The organism is Rhodococcus sp. NPDC003348, from assembly GCF_053589375.1.
On record NZ_JBSFRT010000052.1, the window covers coordinates 12,989 to 39,312 of the forward strand.

The window sequence follows — 26,324 nt, forward strand, 5'->3', positions numbered from 1 at the left end:
CCCGCGACGAGACTCCCGGATTCCTGCGTGTAGCGACACACACTCGATCGGATGCGTGTCGCGACTCACGGTAAGTTAGATGTTTACCCAAAACAAACAGTGCTCCCATTCGGCCCACTGGGCGACCTTCGTCGATTCGCTGTGCGGTGGCTGAGGACCGGGCGGTCCGGTAAGAAGGAAGTCGACCCCCGAGCCGCCGCTCGCGCCGACGCGCGCCGCTCATCCCCGATCAAAGGTTTCACCGATGCGTCTCCGGACCACCTCCCGCCGCATGTCCGTCGCGGTCGCCGCCGCAGCGCTGGCCGCACTCCCCCTGCTGGCCGCCCCGGTCGTCGCCCAGGCCACCCCCGCGGCGGTGAGCGGCGACTCGTCGTACCTCGAACGCATCGACACGAACTCCGACCGCAAGGTGACCGCGCAGGTGTACTCGGCGGCCATGGACCGGGTGATCCCGGTCGAGGTCATCCGGCCCGCCGACACCAGCGCGCCGCGGCCGACGCTGTACCTGCTCAACGGGGCGGGCGGCGGCGAGGACAGCGCGACCTGGCAGCGGCGGACCGACGTGATGGACTTCTTCGCGGACAAGAACGTCAACGTGGTCACCCCGATCGGCGGCGCGTTCAGCTACTACACCGACTGGGAGAAGGACGATCCGGAACTCGGCCGCAACAAGTGGACGACCTTCCTGACCAAGGAACTGCCCCCGATCATCGACGAGGCCTTCGACACCACCGGCGTCAACTCGATCGCGGGCATCTCGATGGCCGGCACCTCGGTGCTGAACCTGGCGATCGACGCGCCCGGCCTGTACAAGAGCGTCGGCGCCTACAGCGGCTGTGCCGAGACCTCGACGGAAGCGGGCCAGTTCTACATCCGGGCGGTGGTCGAGTCCCGCGGCGGCGGTGACGCGACCAACATGTGGGGCCCGTACGACGGACCCGGCTGGAAGGCGAACGACCCCGTCGTCAACGCCGAGAAGCTGCGCGGACTGCAGCTGTTCGTCTCCGCGTCGAGCGGCCTGCCCGGCGACCACGACAACCTCGCCGCCCCCGGGATCGACGGCAACGTCGGCACGCTGGCCAATCAGGTCATCGTCGGCGGGGCCATCGAAGCGGCCGCCAACCAGTGCACCCACAACCTGCAGAACCGCCTGAACGAGCTGCAGATCCCCGCGACCTTCGACTTCCGGCCCGCCGGCACCCACTCGTGGGGCTACTGGCAGGACGACCTGCACGAGTCCTGGCCGATGCTCGCCGCGTCCATCGGACTGTGACACCCGGCGCCTGACCGTGGAACGGGCCCCGCACCGATCGGGGACCAGTTCATCGGTGCGGGGCCCGTCGCCCTTCCGCTACGCGACCCGCAGTTGCCGTTCGAGGATCTTGCCGACCGAGTTCCTCGGCAGGGCGTCGACGAACACCGCGTCCTTGACGGACCTGTAGGACGTGAGGTGCTCCCGCAGCAACTGCCCCTGTGTGCGTTCCATGGTGCTCCCAGCCTCTTGTCCGCGTTGTCAGGAGACCGGGACGGGGACGACGCGGTCGATGATCGGGGTCAGGTCCAGACCGGTGGGCAGGGTGCCGTAGACGGTGCCCCAGTCTCCGGCGAGGCGAGTGGCCACGAAGGCGTCGGCGACCGCCGGGTTCCCGGACCGCAGCAGCAGCGAGCCCTGCAGCGCGAGCGCGAGCCGGCCGACCACGATCCGCGAGCAGTACTCGAGATCGCCGAGGTCGGCGAACTGCGCCTTCAGTGCGGCGACACAGGCGTCATACCGGGCGTCCACCCCCGCGGCGGCGCCCAGTTCGTCGAAGAACGCCCCGAGCACCTCCGGCTGCTTGCCCAGCGCGCGCAAGGTGTCCAGGGCGGCAACGTTGCCGCTGCCCTCCCAGATCGACGCGAGCGGAGCTTCCCGGTAGAGACGCGGCATGCCGGACTCCTCGACGAAACCGTTGCCGCCCAGGCATTCCAGTGCCTCCGCGGCGTGGCCCGGTCCGCGTTTGCAGACGTAGTACTTGGACACCGCCAAGCCGAGGCGGCGCAGCAGCGCTGCCCTCTCGTCACCGCGCAGCGCGGCGTCGGTCTGCGACGCCAGCCACAATGCGACCGTCGTGGACGCCTCCGCCTCGACGGCGAGGTCCGCGATCACGTTGCGCATCAACGGCTTGTCGATCAGCCGCGCGCCGAACGCACTGCGGTGCGCGGCGTGGTGGGCGGCCTGCGCGACGGCCTCGCGCATCAGCGTGGCGGTGCCGAGGGTGCAGTCCAGGCGGGTCATGTTGACCATCTCGATGATGGTGCGGACACCACGGCCCTCCTCGCCGAGCCGCCAGCCGATCGCGTTGTCGTACTCGACCTCGCTGCTGGCGTTGGACCTGTTGCCCAGCTTGTCCTTGAGGCGCTGCAACGCAATCGCGTTCATGCTGCCGTCCGGCAGCACCCGCGGCAGCACGAAGCAGGTCAGCCCGCCGGGCGCCTGCGCGAGGGTGAGCAGGATGTCCGACATCGGCGCCGAGGTGAACCACTTGTGGCCGCCGATCCGGTAACTGCCGTCCTGTTGCGGGGTGGCGGTGGTGGTGTTGGCCCGCACGTCCGAGCCGCCCTGCTTCTCCGTCATCGACATGCCCGCGATCAGGCCCCGCTTGAGCGCGGGCGGCGCGACGGACGGGTCGTACCGGTCATTGCTGAGCAGTGGCTCGAACTCTGCGGACAACTTCTCGTCGGCCCGCAGTGCAGGGACGGCGGCGTAGGTCATCGAGACGGGGCAGCCGTGGCCGGCGTCGGTGGCCTGCCAGGCGGAGAACTTCGCGGCTCGGATCAGGTGCGCGTTGTCCCGCCGGTCGCGCCACGGGGCGCCGTGCAGGCCGAACTCGACCGCGTGCCGCATCAGGTCGTGGTAGGCGGGGTCGTAGTCGACCCGGTCCACCCGGTGTCCGTAGCGGTCGTGGGTCCGCAGGATCGGCGGGTGCGCCTCGGCCCGGTCGCCGAGTTCCTTGGCGTACGCGCTGCCGGCGAGGGTGCCCACCTCGTGCACCTCGGCGAGCGCGTCGGCGGCACCGGCGGCGGTCAGGACCTCGTCGAACAGCGGGTGCCCGGCGGTGTCGTAGTCGATCAGCGGCGGAACTTGGTTGGTGACCTCGTGCGTCTTCACGGCACGACCTCCACTTCCCTCACATCGCCCGCTCAGCGGACGGGCTATCACCGTTTCAGTCGAACAGTCTTGATTTCTAATACCCGGCTCGACGGATAGGAACCCCCAGCCGACGCGCGGTCCCCACCTGCACGCGGATGTGCACGTCAGGGGTATCAATGAACAATGGTTTCCGACCCGCACGATCCCCATCTCCGGCTCGAGGACGTCACCGGCGAGAGCGCCCTGGACTGGGTCCGCACCCGGAACGACCGCACCGTCGCGGAATTCGCCGCCTGTGCCGACTTCACCGACCTGCAGGCCCGCATCCGTGCCGTGTTCGACACCGACGCCCGGATCCCGTACGTCCGCCGACGCGGCGCCCACCTGTACAACTACTGGCGCGACGCCGACCACGTACGCGGGTTGTGGCGGCGCACCTCGATGGATTCGTACCGCACCGACTCCCCCGTCTGGGAGGTCCTCGTCGACCTGGATGCGGTCGCCGCCGAGGAGGGCGAGAACTGGGTCTGGTCCGGCGCGCAGGTGCTGCGCACTGAGGGCGAGGACGACCAGACCCGCGCCCTGATCAGCATGTCCCGCGGCGGCGCCGACGCCGTCGTGATCCGCGAATTCGACCTTGTGCGACGCGAATTCGTCACCATTGCGGACGGTGGGTTCGTGCTGCCGGAGGCCAAGACCGACATCGACTGGATCGACCGCGACACCGTCTACGTCGGCACCGACACCGGACCGGACGCACTCACCGACTCCGGCTACCCTCGCATCGCCGTCCGCTGGAGCCGCGGCACCGACGTCCGCGACGCCCCGGTGGTGTTCGAGGGCGAGCACACCGACGTCGCGGTCTCGGCGTGGTACGACCGCACCCCCGGCTTCGAGCGCAGCTTCGCCGAACGGGCCGTCGACTTCTACTCCTCGCAGCGATACGAGATCACCAGGGACGGCGCACTGGTCCGGATCGAGGCACCCGAGGACGCCCGGGTGTCCGCGCACCGCGAGTGGCTGCTGATCCGCACCCGGTCGCCCTGGACGGTGGGCGAAACGACACACCCGGCCGGCACCCTGCTCGCCGCCCGCTACGCGGACTACCTCGCCGGTTCCCGGGACCTGACCGTGCTGTTCGCCCCCGACCGGCACACCTCACTCGAGCAGTACGTGTGGACCCGCAACCACCTGCTGCTGGTGACGCTGTCGGACGTGCAGACGCGCATGCGCGTCCTCACACCGGGTCCGGGCGGCTGGACGGACGCCCCGCTGGACGGCATCTCGGAACTCACCTCCACCGACGTGCTGGACGTGGACCCCGTCGAGTCGGACGAGTTCTTCCTCAACTCCAGCGGGTACCTGACCCCCGCGACGTTGCTGCACGGCCATGTCGGCGAGCCGGTGGAGGAACTCAAGCAGGCGCCGTCGTTCTTCGACCCGGCGGGATTGTCCGTCGCACAGCACTTCGCGACCTCCGACGACGGCACCGCGATCCCCTATTTCGTGGTCCGCCGCAAGGACGCCGAGCCGGGCCCGACCCTGCTCTACGGGTACGGCGGCTTCGAGAACTCGATGCTGCCCGGCTACAGCGGCGCCCTCGGCCGCGGGTGGCTCGAACGTGGCGGCACCTACGTCGTCGCGAACATCCGCGGCGGCGGCGAGTACGGCCCAGACTGGCACACCCAGGCACTGAAAGCGGGCCGGCACAAGGCGTTCGAGGACTTCGCCGCCGTCGCCCGCGACCTCGTCGCGCGCGGCGTCACGACCGCGGCGCAGCTCGGCGCACAGGGCGGAAGCAACGGCGGCCTGCTGATGGGTGTCATGCTCACTCGCTACCCGGAACTGTTCGGCGCCATCGTGTGCCAGGTGCCTCTGCTCGACATGCGCCGGTACCACCTGCTGCTGGCCGGCGCGTCGTGGATGGCCGAGTACGGCGACCCCGACGACCCGGACGAGTGGGAGTTCATCTCGGCGTACTCGCCGTACCAGAACGCCGACCCCGACCGCACCTACCCGCCGGTGCTGATCACCACCTCGACCCGCGACGACCGCGTGCACCCCGGTCACGCCCGCAAGATGACCGCCCGACTCGAGGAGCAGGGTCACCGGGTCTGGTACTACGAGAACATCGAGGGCGGACACGGCGGCGCCGCCGACAACGCTCAGCTCGCGTTCAAGTCGGCGCTGGCATACGAGTTCCTCTGGCGAACCCTGAGCTGAGCGCGGGCCCGGTCAGCCGTCCGGCGCGCCGAGCGTCACGACCCGGCGCAGGGCCCGCAGGTCCGCCTCGATGCGCCGGAACAGCTGGTAGACCGCGATGAAGCCGACGATGCCGCCCAGGCACAGCGCGCGCACGGTCAGATCCACGTAGCCGGGCCGCTCGGCGCCCGCGAAGCTCAGCCCCGCGACACCGACCAGTGGGACCGACGCGGCGACCGCGAGATAGCGGGTGGCGAGCACCCTCAGTGACCGGAGATCGCGTCCGTCGTCACCGTGGATCTCCCCGTGTGACAGCAGAACCGGATACAGGGAGCGGACCGCGTAGTAGGTGAGGATGAAGAAGGGATAGGCGACCGCGACAGCCCCGCACACGGCCAGCGACGCGATCAGCTGGGTGAAGGTTCGCTGGGGGATCCCCCCGGCCGCGATCTGCAGGCTGATCGGATAGGCGATGCCGGCCACCAACCACAATGCGAAGGCCACGACGACCGCGCGGTGCCCCAGGTTCAGTGTGGCCACCCGTGCCCGTCGAAGCGTCGCGGCGTCGTACGAACGTCCCTGTTGCACACGCCGCGGCACGGTGAGCGCGAGCCGGCACCACCAGAGGATCAGCGCCGCGCCGAGGGGGAACGCCAGGAGGCCGATCACGGTGTGCACCTGCTCGAGGTGAAGCTGCGGCTCCGGGGCGAGCGAGCGGATGATCGTCTCCCGGTTGTAGTAGTAGTTGAATGCGGTCGCGAGCAGGTTGGGGATCCCGATCGCGGCGATCACGATCGGCAGGGCCCACCGCACCAGCATCGACCGTTTGCTTCCCGGCGACGGGTCGACCAGACCGCGGGCGCGCGGATCCAGGCACAGTGCGAACTGCCGGGCCAGCTTCCGTCCACTCGACCACCGACGTTCCGGCTCCGGCTCGAGCGAGGTGAGCAGCACCCGGCGCAGGGCGGGCGGACAGCTCTCGGGCAACCGCGCGGCCGTTTCCTCGTCCACACCGCGCCGGCGCACCTCGAGCGCCGCAGCGGCCGCGTCCTTGCCCGACCCGACGTCCGGAAACGGCCGCTCCCCCGTCAGCAACTCCCAGAGCATGACCCCGAGCGAGTAGATGTCGCTGCGGGTGTCGATCGGGGCGGCCGCCGGTGTGTTCGCCGCCGCCAGCTGTTCGGGCGACATGTAGGCCAGCGATCCGGCCACCGCGGTGGCCGTCCCCGGCACCACCAGGGTGTCGCCGGAACTGACGTTGAAATCGGCGAGCTTCGGGATGCCCTCGGCGGTGAGCAGCACGTTGGCGGGTTTGACGTCCCGGTGCAGCACGCCCTGCGAACTCGCGTAGTCGAGGGCCTCCGCGAGCCGCAGCCCGATCCACGCGACCGTCTCCGGCCAGGACAACGCAGCCACCTCCGCGCGCACACTCGACTCGACGGGGCCGCTCACGCCCTTGCGTGCCAGTTCCCGCTCGACGGAGTCGAGCAGCAGCTGCCCGGACCGCAGCTCCGGTGGCGTGTCACGCACCCGGCGGATCAGGTCGAGCAGGGTGCCGCCGGGTACGTACTCCATGAACAGCGCCCGGACCTGGCGGTCTTCGAGCACACGCTGGTCGTAGACCCGGACGATGTACGGGTGATCGAGCTTCGCGAGGGTCTGGGGCTCGGCGCCGACATTGCGTGACAGTTTGAGGGCCACCCAGCGCTGCATGGACGTCTGGCGGGCCAGGAAGACGCGCGCGAACGCTCCGTGCCCCAGCTCGGCGACCAGGTCGAAATCGTCCAGCCGTTCGCCTACCTGCAGGTCCGCTCCGGTGGGCAATGTCGACGAGACGGTCTCCGTACTCGACCGCGGATCGTGTTCGAGCAGCCACACGAAACGCTCGGCCTGTTCCGGGAACTCCTCGACGTAGTCGTCCGCGGCGACGTCGTCACCGCTCAGCCGACGCACGCGGTACTCCTCGTAGATCAGTTCGGGAGGTATCGGTCCCGCGAGCAGTTCCGGAAACTCCACGCAGTAGTCGGCGATCCGTTTCGGCTGGTGAACCCGGATCCATCGATAGGCGAGGTCGACCATGATCAGTTCCACCAGCGCCGTACGCCGGATCGCGTCCGTGTCGGGAAGGTAGTCCCGCAGGTCGCCCGGCGGGGTCGCCCCGCTCTCCCATTCCGCGGCCAGCCGCGCCACCCCGGTGTCGACGACCACGCCGGCACTCGGCCCGCCCGACCGTGTGGTCGACTCCGACCCGCCGGAACCGACGCGAGTCAGCGGGCCGAGTTCGGTGGGCGGGCCGCCTGCCACGGTCGCGTCGTCGGGAAGCTCCGGAGGTGGGTTCACTGCGCCTCAGGTGTGATCGTGCAACCAGTCGGCGATCCGATCGACCGTGCTCGCGCAGTTGCGAATCCAGCCGTTGTGCCCCAGCGAGTCGCTCTGGTGCCAGGTGGTGACCTCGGCGTTCGGGAGCTTGCGGACGAGGTCGCGGATCGCCGGTTTCGGGGCGAGGTCATCGCCCTCGACGGAGATCGAGAGCACCGGCAGGGTCAGCCGTCCGATCCGCTCCTCGTAGTCCATGTCCGCGCCGGTCGGTTCGATCAGACCGGTCCGCGCGAACCGTGACCAGTCGGCGATCAGGACCTTCGACTGCCGACCGAACCCCCCGACGTCGAACCGGTCCCCCGGCCAGAACCCGGCCACGTTCGCGGTCACCGACATCGCCGCCGACCCGACGAGCAGCCCCGCACCCCGCACCACACCGTGTGAACGATGGAACGGCGACCCGGACGCCACGAGGATCAGCCCACCGAGCTCCCCGCGGGCCCGCGCCGCGTACATCACGCCCAGCTGACCTCCCATGCTGTGCCCGAGCAGGTAGGGAGTGCTCTCGTCGAACCGCTCCCGCACCACCTCGAAGACCGCCGGATAGTCCACCGACGCCAGCTCCTGGTAGCCGTAGGCGCTGTCGGGTCCGGGCCGGGGCCTGCTGTCACCCTGACCACGCAATTCCCCGATCGCCGCGTTGAAGCCGCGGTCGACCAGCGCCTGCGCGACGGTGTCGTAGTAGCCGCCCGGCACCCCCAACCCCGGGAAGATCACCACGACGGGCATCGCCTCCCGGCCCGCGAACAGCCGCACCGGCACCTCGGTCCCGTCCGGCATCTGAATCGGAATCGTCTCCACCGTTCAATACTCTCTCCTCGGCACGGAGCCCGATAGTGTTCGGGCATGGCACTCTCAGACCCGTTGCTGATTCCGGCCGGAACCGAGTTCACCCGGGACGACCTGATCTTCTACGCCGACCGCGGCAACCGCAGCCTGGACGAGGCTCTGGCCGAGGCCGACCTGCTCGTGAGCTGCCCGCACTCGGGGTCACTGATCCCCGCCGAACTGGCCGCGTTCCTCGCCCCCGAGTTCACCCGTCGGTTGCAGTTCGACTTCACCGACTGCTCGACCGGCCCGATCGTGCGGCGCTGGGCGGAAATCGACCCGCGGATCGTCTACGTCGAGAACCCGCATCCGCGAATGGTGCGTGACCCCAACCGCGCCAAGCCCGCCGATCTGTACGCGGACCTCAAGGAAGCGTTCGCCCGGGTCCGGGCCGCGGGTCCGTACAACCGGGTCGACCTCACCGGAGTGGATGCAATTCGCCCGGTGACGTTTTCGTTCTTCCCCCTGCTGCTCGAACCCGACAGCGACGCCGGACTCCGGTTCCTCGCGAACACGTTCGCCGAGGTGGCCGCGCGCGGCCTCGAGGTGTACGAGCGGACCCGCGACGAATTGGTCGACCGGATGGTGGATCTCGCGTTCGCCAAGGCGAACGACACCGGGCGGCCGGTGGAGTTCACGACGCTCTCCTTCCACGACACCATGAACACCACCACCACCCGCGAGGGCGCGGTGAACGTCGAACGCGCACCGGCGGATCGACTGCCCGATGTCGTCGCGCTGTCCAATCGCGGTGACCACGACGGTAATCCGCGCGGCGAGAACCCGGTCACGATGGCGCCGGACGCGATTCGCGCATTGGCGGCGGCACACCGCACGGGCTTCGCGGTGGACGACGCCGCGGCGGTGGCACTGAACCAGCCTTACCTTGGCAGCCAGGAGATCATCTCGGCCGGAGGCCGATTCGCCGAACTGGCGCCGCGGGCGGCGGCCGCCGGGGTGACGCTCGGTGCGGTGCAGGCCGAATTCCGTCGAGAGTTCCTGCTCGGCCCGACCCTCACCGCGGAACTGCACGAGCCCGGGGTGGGATGGCCGAAGGCCGATCCGGACCAGGTCGACGCCATCGCCCGGGCATGCAAGGCCAGCTGGGACGCCTACCGCGCCCGCTGATCCGAAGAAGGCGCCGCCGTCCGGATTACCCGACGGCGGCGCGTCTCACGACAGGATCCGGCTCAGCCCAGGATCACGCCCAGCACGGAACCGGCAGCGATCGTGGTGACCGCCAGCACCAGCGTCGGCACGAAGAACGAGTGGTCGACGAGTTTGGTGCCGAGCTTGGTGCTGCCCGACTCGTCGAAGTTCGCGGCAGCGATCTGCGATCCGTTGGTGGGCAGCAGGTAGATTCCGGCGAACGCGCCCGCCCACATGCCGCTGATCAGTCCGGGCGCCAGGCCCGCGGTCAGACCGATCGGCACGATGGTCCGCGTCGCGGTCGACTGGCTGGTCGTGAGCACACAGACCAGGAACACGCCCAGCGCGAAGATCCAGGGCGCGGCCTCCACCCAGTCGCCGACGGTGTCGGTGATCAGGTCGAGGTGCGCGCTGATGAACGTATCCGTCAGCCAGGCCAGGCCGAACAGGGCGATCGCGGAGACCATGCCGGCCTTGAACACCGACATCGTCGGCACATCCGCGACCGGCGGCTTGCTCACCAACAGGATCAGCGTGCCGACGACGAACATGATCATCTCGATGATCGGCGTCATGCCCAAGGGGCTGCCGTCGGCGGCGTCGGGCCGAATTCCCTTGAACAGACCGAAGACCACGATCGCGAGCACGCCGACGAGGAAGATCAGGGCCGCGTTGCGCCCCTGAGTCGTGGACTTCAGTTCCACCTTGCTCATGCCACCCGCCGGGGCCGCGATCTCGCCGGCCGCGATCTTCGCCTGAATCTCCGGGTCCTCGGCGATGGACTTTCCGAGCCGGTTCACCACGAACGAACTGATCACGATGCCGATGATTGCGGCAGGCAAGGTGATCTTGATGATGTCGATCAGTTCGAAGTTGTACGGCTCGACGTCGGTCAGGGTGACCATCGCCGCCATGGCCGCCGAGACCGGGCTGCACGCGAGCGCGACACCGGTCGCAACCACGGACAGCGACAGCGGACGCGACGGGCGAATCCCGTTGCGGTACGAGGCGTCGTAGATGACCGGGAGCAACGGGTACAGGATGTTCGACGTGCCCGCACCGACCGAGAACAGGAACGACACCAGCGGTGCGATGAGGGTGATCTGCTTGGGCCGCTTGGCGATCACGTTCGCCGCGATCGACACCATCCAGTCGATGCCACCGGCCGCCTGCATCATCGAGGACGCCAGCACCACCGACAGGACGATCAGCAGCGCGTCGACCGGCGGTGCGCCGACGTCCTCACCGAAGATGAAGACCAGTACCGCGACACCGGCACCACCCCACAGGCCGAGCGCGACTCCACTCGACCGGGTGCCCATCACGATCGCGCCGAGCACCACGATCAGTTCGAGCGCGATCACCACACCGTCCACCTGCGTACACCCCGTTCGTCGGCGGGCCCGCCACCGGACCCGACTCGAACCGGATATTACGCACGGCACAGCATTTCGCCGGGGCACCGCGCCGTGGACTTAGCCGGTCAATAGCTGAACGTCACTCCCGCACGCTGCCGGGTGCGGTCGAGCCGAGCACGGCGGGGCTCTGTCGCGGTCCCGTCAGTCCGCCACCAGCGGATACTGCGCCAACCCGTGATCGATCGCGGCCATGCTCGCCTGGGTTCGGTTGCGGACGCCGAGTTTGAGATACACGTGCTCGACGTGGTTGCGCACCGTCTTCTCCGAGATCACAAGTCGGACTGCGATGTCCCGGTTGCTGTGTCCGCGGGCCACCATCCGCAGGACCTGCACCTCACGATCGGTCAGACCGGCCGGCCACACCCGACGGCGCGCGGGGCGGTGCCCGGCGGCCACCAGAACGCCCTCGACCGCTTCCGCGTCCAGCCGTCCCGACCCGGCTCCGCCCCGGAGCAGGTTCGCCGCCTCGGTCGGGGTGTGCGAGGGGCGGTACGGTCGCGGCTCGAGCATCCGCTGGTACGCGTCCGCCACGGCCAGCAACCGATCCGCCGGTGTCAGGTCGGCGGCGGTGGTACCACGCGGAAATCCGCTGCCGTCCAGCCGTTCCCGATGAGCGACCGCCACCGCCACGACATCCTCGAGTCCCCCGACCCGACTGAGGATCCGTCCGGTCAGGTACGGGTACAGGCGCACCCGCTCCCAGTCCGCCGTGGTCAGTGGCGTGGCCTGCTCCCAGATCCGGTTCGAGATCCCCATCCGGCCCAGCCCGTGCACGAGACCCGCGCGATAGACGCGCCGCTGATGCGGCGGCGTCATCCCCAGGATCCGGGCGGCCTCCCGCGCCAACTCCGCCACCGCACGCGAATGCCCCAGCAGAAACGGGCATTTCAGATCGACGAAATCCCCCATCGCACCGAGCAGTACATCGAGTTCGTCCGGACCGAGACGACGGTCCCGGTCCGGTGCTCGATCCAGCGCCGCGGCCCACACGTCGCACTCGAGCAGCCCCGCCACGATGTCACCGACGTCGGCGGCGAACACGTCCACCACCCGCGGCGAGAACTGCCCACCGCGACGGGCGGTGACCACCTGGACCGCGCGGTCCGGACCGCCGGTCCGCAAGTGCACCTCGGCGACATCGGCGACCGCGATCACGCTCGCCGCGAGCGGAATCGACTCGCCACCGACACCGCGGGGCAGCCCGGACCCGTCCCATCGTTCGAAGGTGTACGCGAGCACATCTGCGACCCCGGAGTCCAGCCCCGCCCGTTCGGCGAGCACCCGAGCCGACGTGCAGTGCGACGTGATCAGCTCCGTCAGCCGGGACCGCGCGGTGCGGGCCAGCACCACGGTCCGGAGTCCGCGCCGCCACACGGGATCGTCGGCGCCCGCGTGCCTCAGGATCAACCGGAGCAGTGGCCAGCCGGTCATGTCGATCCCGTAGGTGTCCGCGCGGAACGCGATGTCGTCCCCGACCAGCGCGGTCAGCTCGTGGGAGTCGGCGTGACAGCCGATCCACTCGACCAGGGTGCCGTAATAGACGGCGGCGCGCGCCGTCTCGTCCACCCCGACCCGCTCGGCGAGACGGGTCGCGATCAGCGCGGACCGCAACATGTGTTCCATCGGCTGTCCCAGGCCGAGGTCGATGGCGAGCGACAACGCGGCCAGCAGCTCCGGCCGCCGGGGACCGCCGACCGGTGCGTCGAACACCGCATCCGCGCGCACGGGTCCATTGTCGCGTAGGAAACACGGTCACGCGGAAACACGACCACACGGAAACACGACGGCGCCGACCCCGCTGAGCGGGATCGGCGCCGTCGGTGGAGCCGGGAACCGGGGACGTGCCCCGGTCAGGAATCCGAAGGTCGAAGCGTCACAGGCCGATGGTGCGTGCGATCCACGGCCACGACTTGTGCAGGTCGTCCTCCCAGTAGCCCCACGAGTGGGTGCCGTTCGGACGGAAGTCGAACGTGGCCGGGATGTTCAGCGAGTTCAGCCGCTTGAACAGGTTGTTCGTGCACAGCAGGGTCGCACCCTCGATGGCCCCGCCGAGCAGGACCTGGTTTGCCAGCGCCGCGGTGCCACCGGTCGCCTCGAGAGTGTCGTGCGCGCCCGGGAGGCCGTTGCCCGAGGACATGTAGATCTCGGTGCCGCGCAGCTTCTCCGCCTGGATGACCGGGTCGTTCTCGATCCACTCCGGGTCGTCCGTGGGCCCCCACATGTTCTCGGTGTCGCCGCCGCCGCGGGACTCGACGACGAGCTTGATGTAGGTCTGGCCCGCCGGGGTGCTGGTCTCGGCGCAGCCGCTGTAGCCGGCGACGCTCTTGTACAGGCCGGGGGCCTTGATGGCCAGGTTCAGCACGCTGGTGCCGGTCATGGAGATCGCGGCGAGGGAGTTGGTGCCGTTGCCCTTGAACGCCGAGTCGATGATCGGCGGGAGCTCCTCGGTGAGGAAGGTCGTCCACTTGTTGCGGCCGAGCTCCGGGTCGTCGTTGCGCCAGTCGGTGTAGTAGCTGAACGCGCCCCCGATCGGGGTGACCACGTTGAGGCTCTTGTCGGAGAAGAACGACGCCATGTCGGTGCGGCGCTGCCAGGTCGCGGAGTCCTCGCCGCCACCGGCACCGTTGAGCAGGTACAGCGTCGGCCGCGGCGCACTGGTGTCGGCGGGCAGCTGGATCTTCACCGGGATGAGCTTGTCCATCGACGTCGAGTGCACGTAGGCGGTGACCTGACGTCCGCTGCCGTCGACGCGCTCGAGCTTGGATCCGTTCGGTGCCACCGCGTTCGGAACGTCGGCGGCGTTCGCGACGGCGCCGACACCGAGCAGCGGCAGGACGGTCAGCGCCGCCGTCACGGCCGCGATGCGGCCCATGCGACGGGCGGATCCACGAATCTTGGGCATCTTCCCACCTTGATATGTCGTCTGCGTTCGTAAGCTGTGCTTTGTAAAGCTGTGCGTTCGCGTATATATACAGCAGCGTGGCCCCACCGTTACTTCGTGGGGCCTCGAAAGTCGGTACGCCCGGACAGTGTCGCCCAGAGCGCGCGGGTTGTCCAAAGAATGGGCAAACTGCCGAACGGAGTTCACCCGTCCGACCGACATCGACCCCGGCTGTTCACATGGCACGAGGCCGGTCCACCGTGCGGTGGACCGGCCTCGCGTGAGCCGGGTGGGACGATCAGATCGTCCCGCGCGGGGTCGGACTCAGAAGTCCATGCCGCCCATGCCACCGGTCGGGTCGCCCATCGGAGCAGCGGCCTTCTCCGGCTTGTCGGCGACGACAGCCTCAGTGGTCAGGAACAGGGCCGCGATGGACGCCGCGTTCTGCAGCGCCGAGCGGGTGACCTTGACCGGGTCGTTGATGCCCGCGACGAGCAGGTCCTCGTACTCACCGGTGGCGGCGTTCAGGCCGCTGCCGGCGGGAAGGTTGCGAACCTTCTCCGCGACGACGCCGGGCTCGAGGCCGGCGTTGAACGCAATCTGCTTGAGCGGAGCCTCGAGGGCAACCTTGACGATGTTGGCACCGGTGGCCTCGTCGCCCTCCAGCTTCAGGTCGTCCAGGACCGGAGCGGACTGCAGCAGAGCCACGCCACCACCGGCGACGATGCCCTCCTCGACGGCAGCCTTCGCGTTGCGGACGGCGTCCTCGATGCGGTGCTTGCGCTCCTTGAGCTCGACCTCGGTCGCAGCGCCGGCCTTGATGACGGCGACGCCACCGGCCAGCTTGGCCAGGCGCTCCTGCAGCTTCTCACGGTCGTAATCCGAGTCCGACGCCTCGATCTCGGCGCGGATCTGGTTGACGCGACCGGCGATGGCGTCGGCATCGCCGGCACCCTCGACGATGGTGGTCTCGTCCTTGGTGACGACGACCTTGCGGGCGCGGCCGAGCAGCTCGATGCCTGCGGTCTCCAGGGACAGGCCGACCTCTTCGCTGACGACCTCGCCACCGGTGAGGATGGCGATGTCGGCGAGCTGCGCCTTGCGGCGGTCACCGAAGCCCGGAGCCTTGACGGCGACGGACTTGAAGGTGCCGCGGATCTTGTTGACGACCAGGGTCGACAGGGCCTCGCCCTCGACGTCCTCGGCGATGATCAGCAGCGGCTTGCCGGCCTGGATGACCTTCTCCAGCAGCGGCAGCAGGTCCTTGACCGTGGAGATCTTGGAGCTGACGAGCAGGATGTACGGATCCTCGAGGACCGCTTCCTGGCGCTCGGCGTCGGTCGCGAAGTACAGCGAGATGTAGCCCTTGTCGAAGCGCATGCCCTCGGTGAGCTCGAGCTGCAGGCCGAAGGAGTTGGACTCCTCGACGGTGATGACGCCTTCCTTGCCGACCTTGTCCATGGCCTCGGCGATCAGCTCACCGATGGACGAGTCGCCGGCCGAGATACCGGCGGTGGCAGCGATCTGCTCCTTGGTCTCGACCTCCTTGGCGGTGTCGAGCAGCTTGGCGGTGACGGCCTCGACGGCCTTCTCGATGCCGCGCTTGAGACCCAGCGGGTTGGCGCCGGCAGCGACGTTGCGCAGACCCTCGCGGACGAGCGCCTGAGCGAGGACGGTGGCGGTGGTGGTGCCGTCGCCCGCGACGTCGTCGGTCTTCTTGGCGACCTCCTTGACCAGCTCGGCGCCGATCTTCTCGTAGGGGTCCTCGAGCTCGATCTCCTTGGCGATGGACACGCCGTCGTTGGTGATCGTGGGGGCGCCCCACTTCTTCTCGAGCACGACGTTGCGACCCTTGGGTCCCAGCGTCACCTTGACGGCGTCGGCGAGGCTGTTCAGGCCACGCTCGAGGCCGCGACGTGCCTCTTCGTCGAACGCGATGATCTTGGCCATTGCGAAGTGATCCTCCGGATTGGGGGTGACACACAAGGCGACCGCTCGTCGGGTCGCCTCATTGGCGCGCAGGACGACCGCATGCGGTTCGCCCCGTTCACTCGGCCAGGCTCGGTGCCCGCGACGGACGACCAGGGGTGTCGATGGGATCCCAGCCTCACCGTCCCGACCTGGCACTCACGTGTTGCGAGTGCCAAGTGCCTTTTTAGCACTCACAGGGGGTGAGTGCAAGGACTCGCAGGTCCCTGAACGGGCGCGGGGCGCGCCCGCACGAATCCTCTCGGATTCGGCGGACGCGCCCCGGTCGTTCGCACGGATGCGGCCCGATGCGCTCAGCGAATGAGGCAGACCGCGCCGGTGTTGAGGTTGACGGCGAACGAGAGCGGTCCCATGCAGTTCACTCCACCCGACTCCGCGGTGGCGCCCGACCCCCAGCCGGCGAGCGCGAAGGTGGTGTCGCCGTTGTCGGTACGGGCGTGGGCGATCCCGCCGCCGATCGCGTAGGCGTGCGCCTGGCCCGCGACCTTCGACGTGCTGAGCGCGACGCCGAACCCGGTCGCGAACGTGTTCGCGCTGCCGCCCTCGGACACGCTCACGGCGGTGCCGCTGTCCATCGCGCCGGCATTGGCGACGCCGGCGCCGGTGGCCGTCGCACCGCAGCTGGCGTCACCGACGACGCGGATGTCGTTGGCAGAAGGCGGGGAGACGCAGTCCACGCGGGCGGCGGAGGCGACCCCCGCACCGGTGACGGCGAGACCACCGATCACGGCGACACCGGTCGCGATCGACGCGCCGACACGCGCGGCCCGGGTGGCGAACAGGGACAGGGAACGAGGGCGGAACCAAGTGCGCACGAAACTCCTCGAACATGAGGTGGGATGGGATGTGATCGACCGTACCGAACAACCGCCCTCCCGACCCCCAGGTTCGCGGCGGATTCGGCAACCAATTCGGCGGGCCCCGTCAGTGCCGCGTCTCGGCCCCGTCCGGCTTCTCGGCCCGCCGGGGCTACGGATCGAGTTCGTCGAGCAGCCCCGGCAGGTCCGCCACCGAGTCGATCACGTGGTCGGGCCGCCCGGGCGGCGCCTCCAGGATCGCGGGACGAAACTTGCCGGTCCGCACCAGCACCCCCGCGAACCCGACGTACTGGGCGGCGAGCACGTCGTTGACCAGGTCGTCGCCGACCATGACGGCGTGTTCGGGGTCGGTACCCATCACGGCGGCGGCGGTGGTGAAGCCGGTCGGTGCCGGCTTGCCGATCACCGTCACGCGTCCACCTCCCGCGGCCTCGAGCCCCGGCAGATAGGCGCCGGTGTCGATCCGGAGCCCGTCCGCGGTGGCCCACGTCAACCCGCTCTGCATCGCCACGACGGGAATCCCCTGCTGCATCAGTTCCACCACTCGACTCAGGGTGACGTGGTCGAACTCGGGCCCGGCGCTGCCGAGCACCACCACGTCGGGATGCTCGGCGTCGAGAACGATGCCCTGCAGGTCCTTCGTTATGTCGCCGTGGTTGACCACCAGGCACCGCGCGCCCGGATAGGTCGACCGCAGGTATTCGGCGGTCAGCACGGCGGCGGTGACGATCTCACCGGTGTCGACGTCCATCCCGCAGTCCCGCAGCGCCGTGGCGATCTCGCCGCGGGTGCGCGAGGTCGTGTTGGTGAGGAAGGCCCTGGGCAGCGCGCGGTCGCGGACGGCGCGCAGGGCGTCGGCGGCCCCGGGAAGTGCCCGCCACGACGTGACGAGGACCCCGTCGATGTCGAACAGCACGCCGCCGACGCTCACCGACCCAGTATGCGCCCGGACCTCGGGTGTGTCCGGGCGCGACCGGATTCAGACGCGGCCACGGGCGGCGAGGGTGTTGAGCACCGCCGCGGCCTGGTCGGCCCCGTCGACCGTGACGGTGAATCGCGACCCGTCACCACGGGTGACCTCCAGCGCGGGGCCCGGGCGGGCGATCAGTCCGACACCCCGGGGACCGACCCGGTAGCCGTAGCCCCCGAACCCGTTGAGCACCTTGACGGCCACCTCGCGCGCCTCGGCGACCTCGTCGAGAGGGATGTGAACGGGCCTGACCGGGACGACTCCGCGCGCGGACAGCCCGCGCTGGTCGACGACGACCCGGACCGGGGCGAGAACGAGCGCCATCACGGCCCCCGAGATCGCGGCGACCACGAGCAGCAGGATCGCCGAGCCCGCCCCGACCGCCGTCAGTGCGACGACGACCGCGATCGGGAGCACGCCCAGGAGAACGCCGAACCACCGGGGCATCGCCGCCGTTCCCGACCACGCGACCCGTTCTCCCTCCTCGAGCGGGATGCGTGGGGCGTCGGCGCCGGGCGCGGCACTCGCCCGGGCGGGCCCGGGCGCAGGCATGCTCAGGTGGGCGAGCAGGGCCGCGCCCACCCCGATCACCGCGGCGGCGAGGATCCACCAGCCGGGCACGGTGACGGACGAGGCGTCGGAGACGCCGCGCTGCGGGATTGCCAGCAGGACCGGTAGCACCGCGAGGAACGAGCCGGTGCCGGAGGCGAGGGCGACGCCCATCCTGGCGGTCCGCAGGTCACGCCGGGTGATCAGCACCAGGACCGTCACCAGGACCGCGGCGGTCGCGGGACCGAGGAGCACGGTCGCGCGCGCTGCGGCCTGCGAGGCGAAACCGTCGGCACTGCCGTCGAATGTGAAGTGCACGGCCATCGGATCCGGCAGGTCGGCGGCCCAGCCGGCGAACAGCACCAGCGCGAGCGCGGCGAGCGCCACCGGCGCCGACAGCGCCGCGACCAGCGCGCGGGCCCACGACACCTGCGGTGCCAAGGTCTGTTCGGTCATGTCATCTCCTTCTTGACGAGGGTCACCAGTTCCGCCGCACTCAGTCCGAGGCGACGCGCCTCGGCGACGACGTCGAGGACGGCCTCCTGAAGCCGGCTGCGTCCGCCGGCGTCGGCCGCGACCACCGCGCCGCGGCCACGCCGCAGTTCGATCAGTCCCTCGTCACGCAACTGCTGGTAGCCGCGCAGCACCGTGTGCACGTTCAGGTCGAGGGATTCGGCGAGCTCCCGGGCACCGGGTAACCGGTCCCCGGGACCGACGCTGCCGTCGACCAGGGCGCGCCGCACGCTCGCCGCGACCTGTTCGAAGAGTGGCGTCGGCGAGGCGGGGTCGATTCGGATGAGCACGAACACATTCTATTGTTCTAGTTCCATTAGAACAACTTTGCCCGCATGAATGCACCGTTCGAGCCCCCGGAGAACCCGAACGGTGTGCGACGCCGGGACGTCAGCGGGTGAAGTGACCTCGAACCAGGTCGTCGATCTCCCGCGGAGTCAGGAGGCGTTCGAGTCGCTCGCTGGGCCACGCCTCCCGACGCCCCCGACTTCGCGTGGTCGGCAGCAGCGGTACCGGGTTGCGATGGGCGGGACGCAGAACGTCTGGGATCTTCACGACATGCTCCGAATGCGGGAGCCGGCCCGACAGGCGGCCGGCCTTGGTGTGGATAACCTCTTCATCGCCTGCCGGACCCGGCGCATTACACCGCTGTGGTCCACCTTGACGAAGCCGCCGAGTCCGGGAAATCATGCGTAACCGCAAGTACCACCAACATCCACGAACCGGGAGCCCCTGTGACGAACACACTCGAAGCCGACATCGAGATCGACGCCACCGCGGACGCGGTGTGGCGGGTGATCTCCGACCTCGAGCGGATGGGCAAGTGGAGCCCCCAGTGCAAGGTGATGAAGGTCTTCGGTGGCCCGGTCCGGCAGGGCACCCGCACCTTCAACGTCAACAAGAAGGGCCTGCTGGTGTGGCCGACCAGCGCCAAGGTGATCCGATTCGAGCCGGGCAAGGCCATCGCGTGGCGAGTGGCGGAGAACCACACCATCTGGACCTACGAACTCACCCCCACCGAGACCGGCACGCGGGTCACCGAGCGCCGTGAGGCCCCGACCGGAACCACCAAGGTCTCCAGCTTCCTCGTCGACAAGTTCATGGGCGGCACCGCGGACTTCGAGGTCGAGATGATCTCCGGGATGAACCTCACCCTGGCGCGGATCAAGAGCGAAGTGGAGTCCGCGGCCGCGACCGCACGCTGACCACCCCCTGGCACCACTTGGGGGTGGGGCGCGGACGCCGACCTCGGCTAGCCTGTGCAGTGCCCGCGAGCGGCCGTTCCGCCCGCGAACACCCACACGTCGCCAACCGAAGAGGAACCCGTGGCCCGCCGCCCCACCCCCATTGGCACTCCGCAACCGACCGGGCTCGCGCACCTGGTCGACCTGGTCCGGACCACGATTCCGCCACTGCATCCGGCCGGACTGCCGTTCGTCCTGGCCCCGCTGGGTGTGGCCGCTCTCGGCCGGCGTCGGCCCTGGATCCGCCGCACGGGCCTGCTCGCCGCCGGTGCGAGCGCCGCGTTCTTCCGGCACCCGCACCGGGTACCGCCGAACCGGCCGAACGTGGCCGTCTCCCCCGCCGACGGCGAGGTCGCGCTCGTCGACAACGCCGTGCCGCCCGCAGAGCTGAACATGGGCGACCAGCCGGTGCCACGCGTGAGCATCTTCCTGTCCGTGCTCGACGTGCACGTGCAGCGCAGCCCCGTCGCCGGCGAGGTCCTGCAGGTGGTGCACCAGCCGGGCAAGTTCCTGTCCGCCGATCTCGCCGAGGCGAGTGAGGCCAACGAACGCAACTCGATGCTGCTGCGAACCGCCTCCGGCCACGAGATCGCCGTCGTGCAGATCGCCGGCCTGCTGGCCCGGCGCATCGTCTGCGACGCGAAGGTGGGCGACCACCTCCCGATCGGCGACACCTACGGGCTCATCCGCTTCGGTTCCCGGGTCGACACCTACTTTCCGGCGGGCACCACGCTGATGGTGGAGCGGGGGCAGCGCGCAGTGGGCGCCGAGACCGTCCTCGCCCAGCTCCCGTGAGTCCGCGGGAAGTGGTGACGAGCACCCGGCGCGTCGCGACCAGCGGTCTGCTGCTGCTGCCGAGCACCCTGACGATCCTGGCGTTGTGCAGCGGTCTGTCGGCCGTGAAGTTCGCGCTCGAGGCTCAACTGGGCGCGGCGCTGGGGATGATCGGCGTGGCCGCGGTCCTCGACTCGCTCGACGGACGCATCGCCCGCCTGCTGGACGCGACCACGAAGATCGGCGCCGAACTCGACTCGCTCGCCGACGCCATCTCGTTCGGCGTCGCCCCCGCGTTGGTCCTGTACGTGACGCTGCTCGACGGCAGCAACGCCGGGTGGATCGTGGCCTTGGTCTACGCGGTGAGCATCGTGCTGCGCCTGGCCCGGTTCAACACCCTCCTCGACGACGACTCCGCGCCGTCGTACACCAGCGAGTTCTTCGTCGGCGTCCCCGCGCCGGCAGGCGCGCTGATGGTGCTCACCCCGATCGCCGCCTACGAACAGTGGGGTGACGGCTGGTGGTCCTCGTTCTGGGTGGTGTCCGCGTGGACCGTGCTGTCGGCGGCGCTGATCGTCAGCCGCGTTCCGACGCTGGCGATGAAGACGTTCTCGGTGCCCCGCCGGATGGCCGCGGTCCTGCTGGTCGGGGTCGCACTGACGGCCGCCGCGCTGATCACCTATCCGTACGTGCTCCTGATCGTGCTCGTGTTCGCATATCTGGTGCACATTCCGTTCGCGGTCAGGTCCAAGCGGTGGGTCGCCGCCCGGCCGGAGGTGTGGGACGTGAAACCCGCCGAGCGGCGCGCGATCCGGCGGGCGCCCGGCAACGCCCGCACCCAGCGCTCGGCGGAGCGACTCGGGCTCCGCCGGCCTCGATCGCGCTGACATGGGCCTCCGATAATGTCGGTAGCCATGCGAACGACAAAGCGGTTGCTGGTCGGTTCGGCCCTTCCGGTGTTGGTGGCGGCCGGGTTGGCCGGCGCGCCCGCGACGGCCGCGCGCCTGCCGCTCCCCGCGCCGATTCCGGCCGCGGGATCGTCGGCTCCGCAACCGGGCGCGGACACCGAGGTCACGTTCGAGTCCGGAGGCGTGACGTTCCACGGCAGCCTGCGCACCCCGGCCCTGCCCCGCGCGGGGGCCGCAGCCCTGCTGTTGCCGGGCAGCGGCCCGACCGACCGCAACGGCAACCAGCCCGGACTCACCACGAACACGATCGCCCGGATCGCCGACGACCTCGCGGCGCAGGGCGTCGCCAGCCTGCGCTTCGACAAGCTCGGCAGCGGGGCCACCGGCCTCGCCGGGCTGACCCCGGACCAGCTCGCGAACATCGGGTTCACCGCCCAGGTCGACCACGCGGCCGCGGCCGCCGCCCTGCTCGCCGAGCGCACCGGCGTCCCCGCAGGCCGGCTGTCGGTGATCGGCCACAGCGAGGGCGGATTCACCGCCCTCGCGCTCGCCCAGCGGGACATCGGCAGAGGCGGCCTCGGACTGCTCGCCCCGCTGCCGATGCGTTACCTGGACCTACTGACCGCGCAGCTGAACACGCAACTCGACCAGGCGGTGCGCCTGGGTCAGATGACCGGCGAGAACGCCGAGGGCGCCCGCGCGACCCTCCGGGACAGCGTCGAGTCGCTGCGCGAGACCGGCAGCCTGCCCGCCAAACCGGATCCGCTGCTCGCGAGCATCGGACTGGTCCGCACGAACGCGAAGTTCCTCGCCGAGGCCGACGCCCTGGATCCGGTACGCCTGGCCGCCGCCGTCGCCGAGGACACCCCGGTCCTGCTCACGTGCTCCGACAAGGACCTGAACGTCAGTTGCGATCAGCTCGTCCCCCTGCGCGACGCGGTCGGCCACACCGAACTCCGGTTCGCGCGTTTCGCCAATGCCAACCACCAGCTCGACGAGCTGGGACCGCTTCCTCCGAGCACGGTGGACCGGATTGTGGCACTACCGGAGTCGGCTGAGTTCGCCGCGACACTGCAGCAGTGGTCGGTGCGGCTCGTCCGCTGAACGTCGCCACTAGGGTGGATCTCGTGACGTCTCCGGAACTCGCCCTGACCGCCCGGTTGAACACCTCGGCCTCCGATGCCCGCCGCGGGGTGGTGCGCCTGCACCCCGAGGCGCTGGCCGCGCTGGGGCTGCGGGAATGGGACGGGATCGCGGTGGTCGGCGCCCGCCGGACCGCCGCCGTGGTTGCCCTCGCCCCGGCCGGGATCCCCACCGGCACCGCCCTGCTCGACGACGTCACCCTGTCCAATGCCGGCCTGAAAGAGGATGCGCGCGTTGTCGTCTCGCCGGTGACCGTGTACGGCGCGCGCGCCGCGACGCTGAGCGGGTCGGCACTGGCCACCCGCTCGATCTCCGAAACCACCTTGCGCCAGGCCCTGTTGGGCAAGGTGCTCACCGTCGGGGACACCGTCTCCCTTCTTCCGCGCGACCTCGGGCCGGGCATCTCGACCAGTGCGGCAACACAGTCGCTCTCCCGCACCTTCGGGGTGGCGTGGACGTCGGAACTGCTGACGGTGGTCTCCGTCGACCCGCCCGGACCGGTGAGCGTGCAACCCAATTCGGCGATCGGCTGGGGAACCTCCCCCGTGGCCGCGGTGCCGGAAGCCACGGAATCGGCACCGTCCGCAGACCACCCGGCGCCGCGTCCGGAACCGGTGGCGGTGCAGGATCTGGTCGGGGTCTCCGCACAAGCGGCCAAGCTGACCGAGTGGCTCAAGCTGGCCCTCGACGAGCCGGAACTGCTGCACACCCTCGGCGCCTCCGCGCATCTCGGCGTCCTGATCACCGGGCCCGCCGGAGTCGGCAAGGCGACCCTGGCGCGGGCGGTGCTCGCCGACCGCACGGTCGCCGAACTCGACGGCCCGACCGTGGGCGCCCTCGAGTCCGCGGCCCGGCTGCAGCGCGTCGCCGACGCCGTCACCCGCCTGCGGCACGATCGCGGGGTCCTGCTGATCACCGACCTGGACGCCCTGCTCCCGGCCGAACCGGAACCCGTGTCGGCGCTGATCCTCGACGAGCTGCGCCGCGCGGTGGACACACCGGGGGTCGCCTTCGTCGCCACGACCGCCCACCCCGACGCCCTCGACAGCCGCGCCCGCGGGCAGGACGTGTGCGACCGGGAGCTGACGATCCCGCTGCCCGACGGCGGCACACGCCGCGCCCTGCTCGAGCAACTGCTGCGCCGGGTGCCGACCTCCACCCTCGACCTCGGCGAAATCACCTCCCGAGCACCGGGGTTCGTCGCCGCCGACCTGGCGGCACTGGTCCGGGAAGCTGCCATGCGGGCGGCGTCACGGGCCAGCAGCGAGGGCACCGAACCGCGACTCGAGCAGTCCGACCTGGTCGGTGCACTCGAGGTGATCCGTCCACTGTCGCGGTCGGGCACCGAGGAGCTGGCGGTCGGGTCGGTCACCCTCGACGACGTCGGGGACATGGTGGAGACGAAGCAGGCGCTGACCGAAGCGGTGCTGTGGCCGCTGCAGCACCCGGATTCGTTCGCCCGGCTCGGCGTCGACCCGCCCCGCGGCGTACTGCTGTACGGGCCGCCCGGCTGCGGCAAGACGTATCTGGTTCGGGCGCTGGCCAGTTCGGGTCAGTTGTCGGTGCACGCGGTGAAAGGCGCGGAGCTGATGGACAAGTGGGTCGGCGCATCGGAGAAGGCGGTGCGCGAGCTGTTCCAGCGGGCCCGCGATTCGGCGCCGTCGATGATCTTCCTCGACGAGGTGGACGCCCTGGCACCGCGGCGCGGACAGTCCACCGACTCCGGCGTCACCGACCGCGTGGTCGCCGCACTGCTCACCGAACTCGACGGCGTCGAGCCGCTGCGCGACGTCGTGGTGGTCGGCGCGACGAACCGTCCCGACCTGATCGACCCGGCCCTGCTGCGGCCCGGCCGGCTGGAGAAGCTGGTGTTCGTGCCACCGCCGGACTCCGACGCACGGCACGAGATCCTGCGCACCGCAAGCCGATCGGTGCCGCTGGCCGCGGAGGTCGACCTGGCCGCGCTCGCCGTGGACCTCGACGGTTACTCGGCGGCGGACTGTTCGGCCCTGCTGCGGGAGGCGGCGCTGGCCGCGATGCGGCGCAACGTCGACGCCGCCGACGTCACCGCCGACGACGTCGCCACCGCCCGTGCGGCCGTCCGCCCGTCCCTGGACCCGGATCAGGTCGCGCACCTGGAGGCGTACGCGCAGAACCGGTAGGCCCCGTGGGGGCGCGCAGTTCACCGGGTGGGGACCCGCAGACCGACCTACACTCGGCTGTCATGAGCGCTCGATTCGCCGCCGCGGCGGCGCTCCTGTGGACGGTGCTTCTCGCTCTCGTGGCCGCCCCGCCGGCATCGGCACAGACCACGACCACGTGGCTGTGCCGGCCCGGCCAGCCGGACGATCCGTGCGGTGGCCGCTCCGGCGCCCCGGTCGACTGCTTCTACGTGTACCCCACCGCCTCGCTGCAGCAGGGCACGAACGCGAACCACGACCGCTCCCCCGAGCTGCAGGCGGTTGCGCGGCTGCAGGCGGAACCGTTCGGCACGTCCTGCGACGTGTGGGCGCCGGTGTACCGGCAGATGACGCTGCGCGCACTGAACGGCGCGTCGCCGGAGGTCCGCTCCGCGGCACTGGACCTCGCGTACGACGACCTCGAGCGAGCCTGGGACGACTACCTCGCACAGCACAACCACGGCCGCGGCGTCGTCCTGATCGGACACTCGCAGGGCACCCGGATGTTGCGCACGCTCATCCACAACCGGATCGACGGGCAGCCCTTGCAGTCTCGACTCGTTTCCGCCCTGCTGATCGGCGGGAACGTCCTGGTCCGCAAGGGTGAGACCGTCGGAGGCGACTTCACGTCGGTACCCGCCTGCACGGACCGCGACCGGACCGGCTGCGTCGTGGCGTACTCGGCGTTCTCCCGGACCCCGCCGCCGGACACCCGCTACGGCCTCTCGCCCCAGGCGCCCGCCACCTCCGGCACCCGTGCCGACCTGCCGTACGGTCCGGACTACGAGGTGCTGTGCACCAATCCCGCTTCCCTGTACGACAACTCGGATGCACCGCTGCGCGGCACGATCGGCGGCCGCGACGTCGACGTCTTCCGCGCCCGCTGCACCGGCGGAAGCAGGCCCCACGTGCTGATGGTGGACGGCCCGGGTGCGTCCCTGCTGCCCGCCGTCCCGAACGAGACCTGGGGCCTGCACGTGATGGACGTCAACCTCGCGCAGCGCGACCTCGTCGACCTGGTCGCCACCCAGTCCCGGGCCTATCTGCGCTGACGCGCCCGTGCGTGAGTTCCTCCCCAGAGGGGGCCCCACCCGGTCGGGGTGGAACTCACGCACAGGGCGCAAGGGCGTGTCTCCTAATCCCTCTCGGATGCACCTGGCGAAACAATCGTCGTCCGGCAAGGCGGAGGAGAAGCCGATACCGCTGTTGTATCGGCGCCGACGACAACGCAGCAGGGCGGCGATTGGGC

At 70.1% G+C, this 26,324-nt stretch carries 21 protein-coding genes; 9 read left to right on the forward strand and 12 right to left on the reverse strand.

Translation table 11 applies throughout. The features are described 5' to 3' along the window. Positions 1-244 precede the first annotated feature (244 nt). Entirely contained in the window at positions 245-1,273 is a 1,029-nt protein-coding gene (locus tag ACWDU4_RS25025; protein ID WP_450116645.1) for an alpha/beta hydrolase, read from the forward strand. A 78-nt stretch (positions 1,274-1,351) separates the two neighbouring features. Here ACWDU4_RS25025 and ACWDU4_RS25030 read toward each other — a convergent pair whose 3' ends face one another. After that, positions 1,352-1,486 carry a hypothetical protein gene (locus ACWDU4_RS25030; protein ID WP_450116646.1) on the reverse strand — a complete coding sequence of 45 codons (135 nt, stop codon included), beginning with the start codon at positions 1,484-1,486 and terminating at the stop codon, positions 1,352-1,354. A gap of 27 nt (positions 1,487-1,513) precedes the next feature. Beyond that, the gene (locus ACWDU4_RS25035) at positions 1,514-3,148 is read right to left on the reverse strand and encodes an acyl-CoA dehydrogenase family protein (protein WP_450116647.1); all 1,635 of its coding nucleotides are present in this window, start codon (positions 3,146-3,148) and stop codon (positions 1,514-1,516) included. A gap of 165 nt (positions 3,149-3,313) precedes the next feature. Between ACWDU4_RS25035 and ACWDU4_RS25040 the strand changes: the two genes are divergently transcribed. After that, a complete protein-coding gene (locus tag ACWDU4_RS25040; RefSeq protein ID WP_450116648.1) occupies positions 3,314-5,353 on the forward strand; it encodes a prolyl oligopeptidase family serine peptidase in 2,040 nt (679 codons plus the stop codon). 12 nt (positions 5,354-5,365) lie between these two features. Here ACWDU4_RS25040 and ACWDU4_RS25045 read toward each other — a convergent pair whose 3' ends face one another. Beyond that, complete coding sequence (locus tag ACWDU4_RS25045) at positions 5,366-7,672, reverse strand: protein kinase domain-containing protein (protein ID WP_450116649.1); 2,307 nt, start codon at positions 7,670-7,672, stop codon at positions 5,366-5,368. A 6-nt stretch (positions 7,673-7,678) separates the two neighbouring features. Further along, the gene (locus ACWDU4_RS25050) at positions 7,679-8,512 is read right to left on the reverse strand and encodes an alpha/beta hydrolase family protein (protein WP_450116650.1); all 834 of its coding nucleotides are present in this window, start codon (positions 8,510-8,512) and stop codon (positions 7,679-7,681) included. A gap of 45 nt (positions 8,513-8,557) precedes the next feature. On the opposite strand from ACWDU4_RS25050, the gene ACWDU4_RS25055 reads away from it, so the two are divergent. Next, on the forward strand, positions 8,558-9,667 hold the full coding sequence (locus ACWDU4_RS25055) for an N-formylglutamate amidohydrolase (RefSeq protein ID WP_450116651.1): 1,110 nt from the start codon (positions 8,558-8,560) through the stop codon (positions 9,665-9,667). Positions 9,668-9,729: 62 nt separating this feature from the next. Here ACWDU4_RS25055 and ACWDU4_RS25060 read toward each other — a convergent pair whose 3' ends face one another. The 8 genes from ACWDU4_RS25060 to ACWDU4_RS25095 all read right to left on the reverse strand — a co-directional run bounded on the left by ACWDU4_RS25060 (position 9,730) and on the right by ACWDU4_RS25095 (position 19,116). Further along, a complete protein-coding gene (locus ACWDU4_RS25060) occupies positions 9,730-11,064 on the reverse strand; it encodes an anaerobic C4-dicarboxylate transporter family protein (protein WP_450116652.1) in 1,335 nt (444 codons plus the stop codon). Positions 11,065-11,247: 183 nt separating this feature from the next. Continuing rightward, on the reverse strand, positions 11,248-12,729 hold the full coding sequence (locus ACWDU4_RS25065) for an HD domain-containing phosphohydrolase (RefSeq protein WP_450116665.1): 1,482 nt from the start codon (positions 12,727-12,729) through the stop codon (positions 11,248-11,250). A 250-nt stretch (positions 12,730-12,979) separates the two neighbouring features. Then, the gene (locus ACWDU4_RS25070) at positions 12,980-14,008 is read right to left on the reverse strand and encodes an alpha/beta hydrolase (RefSeq protein ID WP_450116653.1); all 1,029 of its coding nucleotides are present in this window, start codon (positions 14,006-14,008) and stop codon (positions 12,980-12,982) included. Between the two features lie 303 nt (positions 14,009-14,311). Next, a complete protein-coding gene (groL, locus tag ACWDU4_RS25075; RefSeq protein WP_450116654.1) occupies positions 14,312-15,937 on the reverse strand; it encodes a chaperonin GroEL in 1,626 nt (541 codons plus the stop codon). Positions 15,938-16,269: 332 nt separating this feature from the next. After that, positions 16,270-16,791, reverse strand: a complete 522-nt coding sequence (locus ACWDU4_RS25080) for a DUF6764 family protein (RefSeq protein WP_450116655.1) — start codon at positions 16,789-16,791, stop codon at positions 16,270-16,272. Positions 16,792-16,945: 154 nt separating this feature from the next. After that, entirely contained in the window at positions 16,946-17,725 is a 780-nt protein-coding gene (locus tag ACWDU4_RS25085) for an HAD-IIA family hydrolase (protein WP_450116656.1), read from the reverse strand. Between the two features lie 48 nt (positions 17,726-17,773). Next, on the reverse strand, positions 17,774-18,769 hold the full coding sequence (locus tag ACWDU4_RS25090; protein ID WP_450116657.1) for a DUF1648 domain-containing protein: 996 nt from the start codon (positions 18,767-18,769) through the stop codon (positions 17,774-17,776). After that, positions 18,766-19,116 carry a GntR family transcriptional regulator gene (locus tag ACWDU4_RS25095; RefSeq protein ID WP_450116658.1) on the reverse strand — a complete coding sequence of 117 codons (351 nt, stop codon included), beginning with the start codon at positions 19,114-19,116 and terminating at the stop codon, positions 18,766-18,768. The genes ACWDU4_RS25090 and ACWDU4_RS25095 overlap by 4 nt, the downstream gene beginning before the upstream one ends. Positions 19,117-19,560: 444 nt before the next feature. Here ACWDU4_RS25095 and ACWDU4_RS25100 point away from each other — a divergent pair, with 444 nt between their 5' ends. The 6 genes from ACWDU4_RS25100 to ACWDU4_RS25125 all read left to right on the forward strand — a co-directional run bounded on the left by ACWDU4_RS25100 (position 19,561) and on the right by ACWDU4_RS25125 (position 26,127). Then, positions 19,561-20,031, forward strand: a complete 471-nt coding sequence (locus ACWDU4_RS25100) for an SRPBCC family protein (RefSeq protein ID WP_450116659.1) — start codon at positions 19,561-19,563, stop codon at positions 20,029-20,031. 120 nt (positions 20,032-20,151) lie between these two features. After that, positions 20,152-20,865 (forward strand): phosphatidylserine decarboxylase, encoded by a 714-nt coding sequence (locus tag ACWDU4_RS25105; RefSeq protein ID WP_450116660.1) that lies wholly within the window; start codon positions 20,152-20,154, stop codon positions 20,863-20,865. A 14-nt stretch (positions 20,866-20,879) separates the two neighbouring features. Continuing rightward, a complete protein-coding gene (locus ACWDU4_RS25110; RefSeq protein WP_450116661.1) occupies positions 20,880-21,731 on the forward strand; it encodes a CDP-alcohol phosphatidyltransferase family protein in 852 nt (283 codons plus the stop codon). A 27-nt stretch (positions 21,732-21,758) separates the two neighbouring features. Continuing rightward, the gene (locus ACWDU4_RS25115; protein ID WP_450116662.1) at positions 21,759-22,856 is read left to right on the forward strand and encodes a serine aminopeptidase domain-containing protein; all 1,098 of its coding nucleotides are present in this window, start codon (positions 21,759-21,761) and stop codon (positions 22,854-22,856) included. 23 nt (positions 22,857-22,879) lie between these two features. Beyond that, positions 22,880-25,057 (forward strand): AAA family ATPase, encoded by a 2,178-nt coding sequence (locus ACWDU4_RS25120; RefSeq protein ID WP_450116663.1) that lies wholly within the window; start codon positions 22,880-22,882, stop codon positions 25,055-25,057. A gap of 62 nt (positions 25,058-25,119) precedes the next feature. Then, on the forward strand, positions 25,120-26,127 hold the full coding sequence (locus ACWDU4_RS25125; protein ID WP_450116664.1) for a DUF3089 domain-containing protein: 1,008 nt from the start codon (positions 25,120-25,122) through the stop codon (positions 26,125-26,127). Positions 26,128-26,324 lie beyond the last annotated feature (197 nt).

What these genes read in the sequence shown, in the direction of transcription:
- ACWDU4_RS25025 (WP_450116645.1), top strand. Translation starts at nt 245, where the DNA reads ATGCGTCTCCGGACCACCTCCCGCCGCATGTCCGTCGCGGTCGCCGCC.
- ACWDU4_RS25030 (WP_450116646.1), bottom strand. Translation starts at nt 1,486, where the DNA reads ATGGAACGCACACAGGGGCAGTTGCTGCGGGAGCACCTCACGTCCTAC.
- ACWDU4_RS25040 (WP_450116648.1), top strand. Translation starts at nt 3,314, where the DNA reads ATGGTTTCCGACCCGCACGATCCCCATCTCCGGCTCGAGGACGTCACC.
- ACWDU4_RS25055 (WP_450116651.1), top strand. Translation starts at nt 8,558, where the DNA reads ATGGCACTCTCAGACCCGTTGCTGATTCCGGCCGGAACCGAGTTCACC.
- ACWDU4_RS25065 (WP_450116665.1), bottom strand. Translation starts at nt 12,729, where the DNA reads ATGGAACACATGTTGCGGTCCGCGCTGATCGCGACCCGTCTCGCCGAG.
- ACWDU4_RS25070 (WP_450116653.1), bottom strand. Translation starts at nt 14,008, where the DNA reads ATGCCCAAGATTCGTGGATCCGCCCGTCGCATGGGCCGCATCGCGGCC.
- groL (WP_450116654.1), bottom strand. Translation starts at nt 15,937, where the DNA reads ATGGCCAAGATCATCGCGTTCGACGAAGAGGCACGTCGCGGCCTCGAG.
- ACWDU4_RS25090 (WP_450116657.1), bottom strand. Translation starts at nt 18,769, where the DNA reads ATGACCGAACAGACCTTGGCACCGCAGGTGTCGTGGGCCCGCGCGCTG.
- ACWDU4_RS25115 (WP_450116662.1), top strand. Translation starts at nt 21,759, where the DNA reads ATGCGAACGACAAAGCGGTTGCTGGTCGGTTCGGCCCTTCCGGTGTTG.
- ACWDU4_RS25125 (WP_450116664.1), top strand. Translation starts at nt 25,120, where the DNA reads ATGAGCGCTCGATTCGCCGCCGCGGCGGCGCTCCTGTGGACGGTGCTT.